The sequence below is a fragment of the Parasulfitobacter algicola genome (assembly GCF_013315265.1).
Taxonomy (GTDB): Bacteria; Pseudomonadota; Alphaproteobacteria; order Rhodobacterales; family Rhodobacteraceae; genus Parasulfitobacter; species Parasulfitobacter algicola.
This window is the reverse complement of record NZ_JABUFE010000013.1, coordinates 1-12,753: the sequence shown is the minus strand read 5'-3', so window position 1 is coordinate 12,753 and position 12,753 is coordinate 1. Positions and strand designations below refer to the sequence as shown.

The 12,753-nt window shown below is 52.0% G+C and carries 11 protein-coding genes, 1 tRNA gene and 1 pseudogene; 6 read left to right on the top strand and 7 right to left on the bottom strand.

All coding sequences use genetic code 11. The annotated features are described in order from the left end of the window. The first annotated feature begins 42 nt into the window (after positions 1-42). The 5 genes and pseudogenes from HRQ87_RS16875 to HRQ87_RS16855 all read left to right on the top strand — a co-directional run bounded on the left by HRQ87_RS16875 (position 43) and on the right by HRQ87_RS16855 (position 5,000). On the top strand, positions 43-1,113 hold the full coding sequence (locus HRQ87_RS16875; protein ID WP_174139620.1) for an ABC transporter substrate-binding protein: 1,071 nt from the start codon (positions 43-45) through the stop codon (positions 1,111-1,113). A gap of 50 nt (positions 1,114-1,163) precedes the next feature. Then, entirely contained in the window at positions 1,164-1,649 is a 486-nt protein-coding gene (locus HRQ87_RS16870; RefSeq protein ID WP_174139619.1) for a YegJ family protein, read from the top strand. A 42-nt stretch (positions 1,650-1,691) separates the two neighbouring features. Further along, positions 1,692-2,981 carry an ABC transporter permease gene (locus tag HRQ87_RS16865; protein ID WP_174139618.1) on the top strand — a complete coding sequence of 430 codons (1,290 nt, stop codon included), beginning with the start codon at positions 1,692-1,694 and terminating at the stop codon, positions 2,979-2,981. A 3-nt stretch (positions 2,982-2,984) separates the two neighbouring features. Then, positions 2,985-3,896, top strand: a complete 912-nt coding sequence (locus HRQ87_RS16860; protein WP_174139617.1) for an ABC transporter permease — start codon at positions 2,985-2,987, stop codon at positions 3,894-3,896. A 75-nt stretch (positions 3,897-3,971) separates the two neighbouring features. Continuing rightward, a pseudogene (locus HRQ87_RS16855) lies at positions 3,972-5,000 on the top strand (Hint domain-containing protein). 9 nt (positions 5,001-5,009) lie between these two features. On the opposite strand, the gene HRQ87_RS16845 reads toward HRQ87_RS16855, so the two are convergent. From HRQ87_RS16845 to HRQ87_RS16815, 7 genes are read right to left on the bottom strand one after another with little or no spacing between them, the layout of a single operon-like run. After that, entirely contained in the window at positions 5,010-5,939 is a 930-nt protein-coding gene (locus tag HRQ87_RS16845; protein WP_174139614.1) for an AEC family transporter, read from the bottom strand. A 3-nt stretch (positions 5,940-5,942) separates the two neighbouring features. Further along, positions 5,943-6,740 carry an MBL fold metallo-hydrolase gene (locus HRQ87_RS16840; protein ID WP_174139613.1) on the bottom strand — a complete coding sequence of 266 codons (798 nt, stop codon included), beginning with the start codon at positions 6,738-6,740 and terminating at the stop codon, positions 5,943-5,945. Further along, complete coding sequence (locus tag HRQ87_RS16835; RefSeq protein WP_174139612.1) at positions 6,740-7,525, bottom strand: TatD family hydrolase; 786 nt, start codon at positions 7,523-7,525, stop codon at positions 6,740-6,742. The genes HRQ87_RS16840 and HRQ87_RS16835 overlap by 1 nt, the downstream gene beginning before the upstream one ends. Then, the gene (locus HRQ87_RS16830) at positions 7,526-8,671 is read right to left on the bottom strand and encodes a DNA polymerase III subunit delta' (RefSeq protein WP_174139611.1); all 1,146 of its coding nucleotides are present in this window, start codon (positions 8,669-8,671) and stop codon (positions 7,526-7,528) included. Beyond that, complete coding sequence (gene tmk, locus HRQ87_RS16825; protein ID WP_174139610.1) at positions 8,668-9,279, bottom strand: dTMP kinase; 612 nt, start codon at positions 9,277-9,279, stop codon at positions 8,668-8,670. The genes HRQ87_RS16830 and tmk overlap by 4 nt, the downstream gene beginning before the upstream one ends. Then, a complete protein-coding gene (locus HRQ87_RS16820) occupies positions 9,276-10,439 on the bottom strand; it encodes a D-alanyl-D-alanine carboxypeptidase family protein (protein WP_174139609.1) in 1,164 nt (387 codons plus the stop codon). Before HRQ87_RS16820 ends, tmk begins: the two co-directional genes overlap by 4 nt. A gap of 17 nt (positions 10,440-10,456) precedes the next feature. Beyond that, entirely contained in the window at positions 10,457-11,413 is a 957-nt protein-coding gene (locus HRQ87_RS16815) for an SPOR domain-containing protein (RefSeq protein ID WP_174139608.1), read from the bottom strand. 190 nt (positions 11,414-11,603) lie between these two features. Here HRQ87_RS16815 and HRQ87_RS16810 point away from each other — a divergent pair. Further along, a tRNA-Ser gene (locus tag HRQ87_RS16810) sits at positions 11,604-11,693 on the top strand. Positions 11,694-12,753 lie beyond the last annotated feature (1,060 nt).

Here is a 12,753-nt window from a genome sequence, read left to right as displayed (position 1 = left end):
GGGCAAACCCGGTCGCATAAAATCCATCAGTAGGAGAGTACGATGAAAAAGACACTTATTTTAACAACTGCCCTGACCAGCATGGCCTTTGCCGCATCCGCGCAAGAGGTCACCGTGATGTCATGGGGTGGTGCCTATACCAAATCGCAGGTCGAGGCGTATCACAAACCTTTCATGGCCGAGACTGGGATTACCGTGAATTCGGTTGATGCTGACAATCCTGGCACGCCGATCAAAGCGCAAGTTGAAGCGGGCAATGTCACAATCGACGTGGCAGACGTGGAATATTCTGACGCTGTTCGTCTATGTGACGAAGGCCTGCTGTACGAGATCGACCAATCCATGTTGCCAGCCGCTCCCGATGGCACCGCTGCGGCAGATGACTTTATCGAAGGTGCGCTGACCGATTGCGCGGTGGCCAATATCGTATGGTCCACTGTTTTTGCTTATAACACTGCAAATCTGGAAGGCACGCCCGACACAATTGACGATTTCTTCAATACGGCAGAGTTCCCGGGCAAGCGTGGTATGCGCAAATCTGCCAAAGCGAACTTGGAAATGGCGCTAATGGCAGATGGTGTACCTGCAGCCGAGGTCTATGACCTGTTGGAAACCGACGAAGGTGTGGATCGTGCTTTTGCTAAGCTGGATACAATCAAGGACGACATCGTTTGGTGGGAAGCCGGTGCGCAACCGCCCCAGCTTTTGGCAGATGGCGAAGTGGTGATGTCCACTGCCTATAACGGTCGTATCTTCAACGCGGCCGTTAGTGAAAACCAACCGTTTGAAATCGTCTGGGACGGTCAGATCATGGATTTTGACCTGTTTGTTGTACCAAAAGGCGCACCGAACAAGGAAGAAGCAATGAAGTTCATTGCATTTTCCACTGGCACACAGCCGTTAGCGGATCAGGCCAGCTGGATCAGCTATGGTCCTGCGCGCAAATCATCGGGTGCATTGGTTGGTAAATTCATGGACGGTGAAACCGACATGGCGTCACACATGCCCACAGCCGAAGCCAATCTGACAAACGCATTGGTCAATAACTTTGAGTTCTGGGCCGATCGCGATACAGACCTGTCTGAACGTTTCAACGCCTGGTTGGCGCAATAAAAGCAACGGGCGCATCCATTCTGGGTGTGCCCAAACCAACGGTTGATTTGATGCGTATTTTATCCATTCTTTTTGCGGCCTGTCTGATGGTTTTACCCGTTGGTCTGCTGGCAGATAAAGCAGACCCGGTCTGGAATTTCGAAGCCAGCGATCCGGTCATGAATGACGCCATCGCCGAGGCCCGCGCGACGTTGCCGATCTTTTTAAATAAGGTCAGCGTGTCTAATCCGGCACAGGAATTATTTGCCCTTAAGGTGGCTTTGCCAACGCCTGATGCGGGCCATGAACATGTGTGGGTAGCATATTTCAATCATCAAAATAACAGTTTTGAAGGCGCTTTGATGAACCAGCCTGCTATGGCACAAGGCAATCGTGGGGATGTTATAGAATTTACCAATGCCGATATTTCGGACTGGTTCTTTTGGCAGGATGAAAAAATGCACGGTGCGTTCACAATGCGGGTGATGCTGCCACAGTTGTCTGCCGAAGATCAGGCCTATTACAAGGGTGTTCTGGCGCCGAAACCTGTCCGATGATGCGGGTCTTTCGCAAAGCCGGATGTTTATGGAACGATATCAATGTCTGACACAAGTACCGATACAGGTCTTAGAACAGTCGACGGGCAGCCGCTGAAAAAGGCACTGTCAGCCGCGCAGGCCAAAGCGCGCCGCCGGGCGTTTCTGCTGGTGCTGCCTTTGTTGGCCTTTGTGATCGTGACTTTTATTGTGCCCATCGGTCAGATGTTGCACCGATCAGTTTATAATGCCGATTTTACCATTCACAAAGATTTCGGCACACGGGAAATTACCCCGATTATGACCAATCTGTCCGCATGGTTTGATGCAAATCTGGCAGGTACTGACCCGGACGAGGCTGCCTTTGCAGCACTTGCTGCCGATCTGGTCGTGCTGCGCGAATTGCGTGCGCCGGGTCAGGTGGGCACGCGGATCAATTACGAAGTGTCGGGCACCAGATCATTGTTTACCAAATCGGCGCGGCGGGCCGAGCGGCTTGAACCGCCCTATAAAGAGGCGCTGTTGGACATCGATGAAGATTGGGCCGATCCTGCCTTGTGGCAAGCGATGCGCGGTGCGTCGTCGCCCTATACCGCGAATTTCTATCTGGCGGCGGTTGATCTGGCGCGTGATGCAGATGGATCGATCACGCAGGTGAATGATAATCGTAAGGTTTATGTCAAACTGTTCTGGCGGACGCTGTTGCTGGCCGCGCTGATTACCGTGCTCTGCTTTATACTGGCCTTTCCGGTGGCACATCTGCTGGCGACCTTACCGCTGCGCTATTCCAATCTGTTGATGATTTTCGTGCTGTTGCCGTTTTGGACATCACTTTTGGTCCGAACGACCAGTTGGATCGTGCTCTTGCAATCGCAAGGTGTTGTAAATGACATACTGGTGACGCTTGGCATTGTGGGCGATGATGGCCGGATGCAGATGATCTATAACCAGACGGGTACGATCATCGCGATGACGCATATCCTGTTGCCGTTCATGGTGCTTCCGCTTTATTCAGTGATGCGGCCGATTGACCCCAGTTATGTGCGTGCGGCGCGATCGCTGGGTGCGTCCAGTTGGACAGCATTTTTCCGGATATATCTGCCGCAAACCGCACCGGGTATCGGGGCGGGGGCGTTGCTGGTCTTTATTCTGGCCGTTGGATATTACATCACGCCAGCACTTGTCGGTGGATCGTCCGGTCAGCTGATCTCAAATCTGATTGCCTTTCATATGCAGGGGTCGCTGAACTGGTCACTGGCGGCCGCTTTGGCATCGCTGCTGCTGGCAGGCGTGCTGATCCTGTATTGGCTTTATGATCGCCTTGTTGGCATCGACAACCTGAAGCTTGGATAACCCATGGCCCTTCCCAAACACGCATCGACCTTGGAACGCATCTGGCATTATGTCTATCTGGTTATATGCGGGCTGATTTTTCTGTTTCTGATTGCCCCGATTCTGATCGTAATCCCGCTTAGCTTCAATTCGCAGCCTTATTTTACGTTCACGAAGGAAATGCTGAGTTTTGATCCCGCAGGGTACAGTCTGCGTTGGTACGACACACTGCTGACCTTTGGGATGAACGCGCCCAATGCTGTACGCGATGGCAATTGGTGGCGCGACGTGTGGAACAATTCCACATGGTTGCAGGTTGCTGGCAATTCGCTTTGGATCGGGCTGTTTTCGACCATTCTGGCGACAGTGTTGGGCACATTGGCGGCATTGGGGCTTAGCCGACCCGAGATGCCTTATCGCAGGGCGATCATGGCTATCCTGATCTCGCCCATGATTGTTCCGATTATTATTGTGGCCACAGGCATGTTCTTTTTCTATTCGTCGATTGGTTTGGCCAATTCATTCATCGGCGTAATCATGGCCCACGCAACATTGGGTATTCCGTTTGTGATCATTACCGTGACGGCGACGCTTATTGGATTTGATCATTCGTTGACACGTGCTGCGGCCAGTTTGGGTGCAAATCCCACAACCACGTTTTTCAAGGTGATCATGCCGTTGATTTTGCCCGGCGTAATCTCTGGCGCATTGTTTGCCTTTGTGACCAGTTTTGACGAGGTTGTTGTGGTGTTGTTCGTTGCTGACTTTGATCAGCAAACGATTCCGCGGCAAATGTGGAACGGTATTCGTGAACAGATCAGCCCAGCCATTTTGTCGGTTGCGACGCTTTTGGTTGTGGTGTCAATTTGCCTTCTCACCGTGGTTGAATTATTGCGTCGCAGATCAGAAAAATTGCGTGGAATAACGCAGTCGTAAACCATAAATACCTAATTTTATTTAACTTCTTGTTAACTACAGTTTATCCTACGCCGTGATTGCAGGTGTAAGATTATGGCTGACTATTCGATTTATGTATTAGACGAAGCCGACATTAGTTTGACAGGCGGAGCCATTTTGGACGGCGTCATCCAAGGCAATGGATCCCATTTGGTTGGTGAATTTCTGACGCTGAATAACAATGGCTGGAACCAGATCAACATCAGTGATGGCGCCGGGTCTGACGAGGATTTTGCAGACAATGACGGCAGTCAAAGATTGGATGGCGGCCAGACGATTGATGGGACCCTTTATGCTGATGGCACCAGGGTTGAAGCCGAATATTCCTTTATCGTCGAAGATCCTGACGGCAATCAATATACGGTCGTTGCGTTCAACGTCGTGGACTCAAGCCCGCCCTACGCCACGATCGAAGGTTTGGCATTCATTGGCGATGTCGGGGGCTTTCTCCCGGTTGGTGTCCCGCTTGAGGTGATATCAGCCGCCGAAGGGCCCAGCTTTCCAGCGCCTGATTTTGCAACCCCGCCCTGTTTTGTCCGTGGCACACGCATCAGAACAAAAACTGGCTATAAGCGGGTTGAAACGCTGTCTGTCGGTGATGAGGTTCTAACCCAATCCCAAGAGTTTCAGAAAGTTATGTGGATCGGGTCGGTCAAGCGGCGGGCGCACGGGCATATGGCCCCTGTTTTATTTCGTAAGGGCAGTATCGGAAATACACGTGATTTGCGTGTGTCGCCATAGCACCGGATGATTGTGCAGGACTGGCGTGTTGATTTTCTGATCGGCGCGGATCAGGCCTTGATCGCAGCAAAGCATTTTGTGAATGGAATTGATATTATCTGTGATCCGGGCGGGGTTGTGGAATATTTTCACATACTGTTTGAAACCCATCAGATTCTCTTTGCAGAGAATGTTCCAACCGAAAGCCTGCATCCCGGTCAAATATCGCTGAACGCGTTTGATGACGCGGCAAAGGTTGAAATATTACAGCTGTTTCCTCAGCTTGGCTGTCCAGACAACTATGGTAATTCCGCCGCGACGAGCCTTAAGTCACACGAGGCGCTGGCGGTTCTGGCACTTTGATCTGACAGGTCAGGGCAGGATTGCCAGCCACACCCAAACCGTCAGAATTGACAGGGCTGTCCCAATCAGAACCCCCGATGCCGCGACCCGTTTTGCCACGCCGTAAATGTTGGCAAAGATATAAGTGTTGATGCCCGGCGCCATTGCAGAGGTCAGGATGGCCGATCTGAATGCATCACGGTCAACGTTAAGCCATGTCGCCATACCCCAAACGACCATGGGATGCAGGATCAGACTGACCGCACAAATAAAGAAAATCGTGCGCAAGTCTCCTTCGGGTTTATATCGGTAAAGAACACCGCCAAGGCCGAACAAAGCGGCAGGCAGGGCCGCGCGAACCATTAGGTCAATACCGTCTTGTAATGGTTCGAAAAGTGATATTTCGCTGATGTTTACCGCAAACCCCAACATGATGCCAATGATCAGAGCGTTTGAGAAAATCGCCTTTAAAACCTTGCCCGCGACGGCCATGCCAACGGTTCCCTTGGCCCTTACGATTTCCATGACGGTGATGCCCAGCATGTAGCAAAACGGCGAATGGATCGCGACAATGGCATAGTTCGCTTCAAGCGCGCTGGTGCCGTATGCACGTTCAGTTATGGGCAGGCCAAGCAGAACCGAATTTGAAAACAAACCGCAGAATCCAATAGCAACGCTGTCTTCCCATGGGCGACCAAACAGATATCTGGCCCCCAGAAGCCCCGCCAGAAAGCCCGCTGTTGCCCCGGTGTAAAAGCTGAACAATAGGTTCAGATCAAAGTTCTGACCCAGATCCAGTTGTGAAATCGCGCTGAACAGAAGACAGGGGATTGCGAAATTCTGGGTGAATTTCATCAGACCGTCGACGCCTTCGTTGCTGAAAAAACCGCGCCATACGGCGACGTAACCGAACCCGATGACAAGGAAAACCGGTAAAATGACGTCGATTAGCGCGCCCAAATTCTAGACCTCGTAGGTGATGGTCATCCCATCATAGGCCGGCGTGATGTGGTTAGGTGTTTCTGCATCAACCGTGGTGTAATCTAGATCGATGTGCATATTCGTTAGCACGGCGCGTTTGGGCTTTACACGCGCAATCCAGTTCAGCGACTTTTCCAGATGCAAGTGTGTCGGATGCGGTGTGCGGCGCAGAGCATCCAGAATCCAGCAGTCCAGCCCATCCAGAGCGGCCCAGCTATCGTCATACATGTCTGCCACGTCCGGCAAATATGCCAGATCGGCAATCCGAAATCCAAGCGCATCGATTGATCCGTGATTGACCTTGAAGGGTGTTAGCGCCACAGCCCCACCCGCGCCGTCAATGACAACATCGCCGTTGATCGTGTGCATATCCAGAATAGACGGATAGGGCGACCCTTCGGGTTGGACGAATGCATAGCCAAACCGCGAAAACAGATCATTCTGCGTATCACCATCGGCCCAAACAGGCAGTCTCTGGCGCATATTATAGACGATCATCCGTAGATCATCCAAACCGTGAACATGATCGGCGTGCGAATGGGTATAAACAACAGCGTCCAGTTCGCCCACATTAGCATCCAGAAGTTGGCTGCGCAGATCGGGGGATGTATCGATCAGAACCCGCGTGATACCTGCATTAGTCTGGCGTTCGATCAGCATCGAACAGCGTTGTCTTGCATTGCGAGGGTTGGTCGGATCACAGTCGCCCCAGTTTCCACCCAGACGCGGTACTCCGCCCGATGACCCGCATCCCAATATGGTAAAGCGAAGCTGCGCCATTAAGCGGCCTTACTGAAAAGACGATCAAAGTTTGCGGTCGTTTGCGCGGCGAAATCTTTATAGCTTAGGCCAAAAACCTCGGCCCCGATTTTGGCAGTGTGTACGGTATAGCCCGGTTCATTGCGTTTGCCGCGAAAGGGCGGTGGGGCAAGGTAGGGTGCATCGGTTTCGACCAAAATGCGGTCTGCGGGGGCCTTGCCAAAGATATCGCGCAGATCTTGGCTTTTGGGAAAAGCGGCAATGCCAGACATCGACAGATAAAAGCCCAAGTCCAGTGCGGTTTGTGCCAGTTCCGCGCTGGATGAAAAGCAGTGCATGACACAGGAAAATGCCCCATTGGCATGTTCATCGGTCAGAATGCGAGCCATGTCTTCGTCTGCGGCACGGGCATGGATGATTAAAGGCAGGCCTGTTTGACGTGCGGCATGAATATGGATTTTCAGGCTTTCCTTTTGGATGTCAGCCGTATCTGCGGTGTAATAATAATCCAGACCTGTTTCGCCGATGCCAACGAATTTTGGATGATCGGCCAGTGCAATCAGTTGGTCCAGCGTGATCATCGGTTCGTCGGCCACACTCATCGGGTGGGTGCCGGCGGCGTAAAACACAGGCGTGTATTTTTCTGCAATCGCCCGCACATTTGGTTCTGTGCGCAGCTTGGTGCAGATCGTAATCATCCGCGTGACGCCAGCGTCAACAGCACGCTGAACAATGGCATCACGTTCTGCGTCAAAGTCAGGGAAATCCAGGTGGCAATGACTGTCGGCTATTTCAGGAATGCTCATTCAACCTCGGATGGGCGCGAATTTGGCCGCTGTTTGTTCGATCTTGAGAAACATATCAAGGATCAACGAGGCAGGGTCAAGGTTGACCGCTTTGCCGTGACGCGCACGGGCGGATAGTGTCTGTTGCAGCTCGGCCCAGGCGCGTGCGGCGTGGACATTTGGGGCAAGGCGCGTCAGTAAAGCCGCCTCATCATTTGCGGCCTCGGCTGGTAGGGCTCCGCGTATTCCGGTTTGCGCCACGCGGGATAGAAAGATATCCATCAGGCGCAGTAAAAGATCGAATTGCGGTTCCTTGGCACGGCCCAGAATACTTTCGCCCAGTTTGAGTGTCTTGGGGCGATCCAGTTGTGGCAGGGTGCCCAGTAGGTCGATAATGTTTTGATAGCTTTGAAGACCATCAAGGTTCAGCATCCGGATCGCTTCGCCAACAGAACCATCTGACAAAGCAGCTAAATATTCGGTCTGCGAACCAACATCTGCACCTGTTGCGCCGATGGCTTGATCCATCTGTTCTGGATCCAAGGCGCGCAGCCGCAATTCTCGACATCTGGATCTGATGGTTGGCAACAACCGCGAAGGTTGATGGCAGATCAGCAACAAGAATACGTTTTCAGGGGGCTCTTCCAGTAGTTTCAGAATAGCATTTGCGGTTTGTGGGTTCATCTCATCCGCGGCGTCGATGATCACAATCCGCCGTCCACCATCGGTGGCGGACATGCTGAAAAAACCCTTGAGCTTACGCGCATCATCAACCGAAATGACGGTTTTCAGCTTTGGGTCGCGTTTGTCTTTTTCGTCGACACCGCGTCGCAACACGAACAAGCGCGCTTCGCTGTTTGCATTGATCCGACGGCTGACCGGGTCATCGACTGGCACATCCAGTGTCGTCACAGGGGCAGGATCGCCAAACAATCCGGGATCGTCATTTAAAGGGGTTGTCAAAAGAAACCGTGTGATCCGGTATGCCAGTGTGGCCTTACCGACACCGCGTGGGCCGGTGATCATCCAGGCGTGGTGCAGACGGCCGGAATTAAAAGCCTCAAGAAAGCTGGTCTGTGCATCATTTTGACCTATTAAGTGCAAAGTTTCGCGCGGGTGCGGTGCGCCTGCGATACGGTCTGCTTCAAGAAAGGTCGTGTCAGTCATATTCTGGCTTTTGCCACGGACAGGATATCGGCTGCAACGCTTTCAATCGGGCGATGCCCATCTATTACAACGCAGCGGTCTGAAAATTCATCTGCCAAGGCCAGAAACCCTGTACGCAGACGACGTTGAAACTCAAGCCCCATGTCTTCGAACCGATCTTCGCCACTGTTGCGCGCCAAACCGCGGGTCAGGGCGATATCGGGGTTCATATCCACGATAAAGGTCAGATCAGGTTCACGCCCGATCATTTGGATATGCAGATTGTCGACCATGGTGCGCAGATCACCGCGTGTAGCGCCCTGGTATATGCGTGTGCTGTCGGCGAACCGATCTGAGATGACATTCTTATGCGCCTTGAGTGCGGGCAGAATAGTCTTTTCCAGATGATCACGGCGCGCGGCGGTAAACAGCAGAATTTCAGTTTCTGCTGACCAGCGATCCGGATCACCTTGCAGCAAAAGTGCGCGAATTTCTTCTGCACCAGGGGATCCACCTGGTTCGCGTGTCAAAAGCGTATCTGAGCCTAGTGCATCCGCCAGCAATCGCGCCTGCGTTGATTTGCCTGATCCATCAATACCTTCGAAGGTTATGAACAACCCGCCGTTCAAGATGGCGCATCTGCCTGTTTTTCGGCAAGATTGCGCATCAATACTTGCGTCACAGTCCGCATGCGGGGCAGAAAGCCGCCCTTTTCAATATCTGTCGCAGCAACCAATGAAATGCGGCGTTCGGGCAGACCTTCGGCACGGATGACCAATTCACCTGCTGGTGTTCCGGCAGTGATCGGTGCCTCAATAGGGCCGGTATAGACAACTTCTGATGTGATGCTGTCGCGGGCCAAAAGGGGGATCAACAGCTTTAAATCTTCATCTATAGCCAGACCGACGGTGGGCGCCGCGCCATTCCAAACTTCAGCTTCGGTAATAACAGTGCCAGACGGCGCCACTTGTTTTTCTGAAAACTGACGGAACGCCCAATTCACAATGCGCCGTGATTCCGCGGCACGTTCAGCCGTTGTTTCCAATCCTGTAATCACGAAAATAATGCGACGATCACCCTGTTTTGCGGATCCGACCAGACCATACCCAGCCTCGCGCGTGTGGCCGGTTTTCAAGCCATCCGCGCCAATATCCAATCCCAGAAGCGGATTGCGGTTTTGGGTATTTTGTGGCGCGCGCCCATCGAACTGAAATTCGCGCTCTGCAAACAAGGGGTAATAGGTCGGATAATCCTTGATCAGGTGATCGGCCAGCAGGGCAAGGTCTTTCATGCTCATCCGGTGGTCAGGGTCAGGCCATCCGTTTGAGTTGGTGAACACAGAGTCTGTCATACCAAGTTCGAGTGCGCGGGCTGTCATCATTCGGGAAAACCCAGCTTCGGTCCCGTCAATGGACAGAGCTTCTGCAATCACAACGCAGGCGTCATTTCCACTCATCACGATAATACCGCGGATCAGATCCTTGACCGTCGGGCGATCGGTCGTATCCAGAAACATGGTCGATCCGCCATAGCTCATGGCGTGTTCAGACACGGGAAGGCGTTCGTCGATTTTCAACCGTCCGTCTGATACAGCCTCAAACGCCATATATAGCGTCATGAGTTTTGACATCGACGCAGGCGGCAAAGGCTGTTCGGCGTTTTTACTTAGCAGAACCGTTCCTGTTCCCTGGTCCAATACATAAGCGGCGGTTGCGCGTGTTTCATAAGCAAACGCCGCTTGGCTGATCAGGAAAAAAACAGCAAAAGCAGAAACGATCTGTTTTAGCATTCCGGTTCTTTCTGTTTTTACTCGGCGACAGGTTTCGCGTTGGTATAGCCTGACGCCTTGGCTGTTATAATTGCAGCACTGCGTTCAGATCTGTCCGAGACAGGGCCATATAACACGCGGTACACGGGTTCGCCGCTTGAATTATCCGTCGATACACGGGCACTGATATCAATGCGGCGCAGATCACCGACTGCCTGTTCAGCGCGTTCCCGCGTCGGAAAAGTCGCAATTTCAACGATTGGTTTGCGTAATGCGAACAAACCCTTTCGCGCAGGCTTTACTTCTGCAGTTTGCGGTTCTGCTGGTGCAATGGTTCCATCTTCTGCGGTGGTACCGATCATGACAGGTTCTTCGCCCGTGCTTTGCGGCATAGCCATCGCGCCACCGGTTTCGGCCTGTTCAATCGCGGCGGCTGCGGCCTCAATCGGGTCATCCAGTGATTTTGACGGATCCAGCGGTGTTGCTTCAACGTCGCCGGGTGAGCCCAGGGGTTGAGTTTCAGTATCCAGATCCTGCGGGGCAGGGCCCAATTCAACCTTTTCGCTGCGCAAGGCCACGATTTCAAGTTCAACGGGTTGACCAGCGATCAAGCCCAAATCGCGCGCGGCATCCGAAGACACCTGAATACGGGGGCCGGGAAATTCGCGTTCGCGCCGGAACAACGCGCCAACGACGCTATCACCCGTGCGTACATTTCTGATCACAGCACGTTCGGGATCGATAACATCCGGATGCGCGACCCAAATGCCGCCAAGCGAAAGACGTCCATCCCAAAGCCCTTGTTCGCGTGCAAGGAAAACTTCGGGGGATTCTACGTCACGCTCAACGGTGCGTAAAGTCTGCGTTGCGGTTCGTGTCGTTGTTTCTGATGCGTCGGCTTTTTTAAATGGCTGAAAGTCTGACCCTTCGCAGCCCGCCAAAAAGGCCGCAGCGCCAAGTGTCGCCACAACGCCAATAATTCTCTTACCTGTCATTGTTTTTGCCCTCAAACTACCGCTCGATCATCTTTATGATGTTTTCTTTGTATGGCTTTATACCACTATTAGTAGCCATAGTAACCACAAGGATTGTATTTGGGAAGGGTTAGCTTGAATTTCGGCAATTTTCCACATTTCGTAATTAGACTTTCAGAATCGTTTTGATCACGTTAGGGACATCGCCACCGGAGGTTTGGCAGAGTGGTCGAATGCGGCGGTCTTGAAAACCGTTGGGCGTGAGAGCGTCCCGTGGGTTCGAATCCCACAGCCTCCGCCACCATATCTGTTTTTATTTATATCAAAGAGATAAGCTGGATCGGCATTAACTTATCCCCCGCAGTATCCCCCACTTCAAAAGACAAGCTATGCACTCGAATGCATAGATTTTTCGTTGCAAAAGGGGGAGGTGGTTCGATCTTTGAGGTTTTTCATGCGACGACCGCTCTGTCTTAAACGCTCGAGTTTTACAAAAAAATGCAAATTGCAGTTATCTTACTCAAGACTCGCTGCAAATAATTCTAATTGGCTGAAAGTTGCGCCTTTGGCGATGGCTATTTTCGTAGTTAACAACAAGCGCCTTTTTCAGCCTGCCCAATTTGCGTCAGCCGCCACATCGCATCGCTGCGCTTGACCAAGTGGCGATATCGATCAGATGTCGCAAGATTCACCAAGGTTAGAAACCAGTCGGAAGCAGTTATTTGGAAATGGTACAAAGGCTGCTGCCAATCAGGCAAAAACGAGACAAGGTGCCTAAAGTCGTCCCATCACAAAGCTTGATGGTGAGGGTAAGCGGGAAACCAAAAACCCGAAATATCACTTCGCAGATTCAGGCATAACCTGTGCCTACCGCCGTTTCACTGAAGATATTTTCACCATCGACAACAAACTGCGTCGCCAACCGAGAGCTTAGAGATTGCAGAACCTAAAATTTTTGCGCCACTACTTTAGCGATAGTGATTGCATCACGGATCCCGCAGACTAATCTAGTTCTTAAGAGGATTCTGTTAATGGTATCAATTCTAAAGTTCTTCCGAATTATTTTTTGTCCGCGCTTTATTTTTTAATTTGCATGGTTGTTGTAACTGTTGCGTTGCAAAGCTGGCCTGTTGGCGGACAGATGTTTTTTGCGTTTGGGGTGCCGATTGTTTTGGTCTGGTGGCAAGAGCGTAGACGAGCATGTAAAGCGCTCAGCAGTCTGGATACGGTTGAAGAAAAGAATCTGCGTAACGGTTCACCCAACACCGCGCCGCGTCTTTCTGATTAAAGGAACCCCTCAACCCCCCTTTAAATTAGCACTTCAGAAAGGATGCGGAGTCATGCGCAAATACAATGCGGAA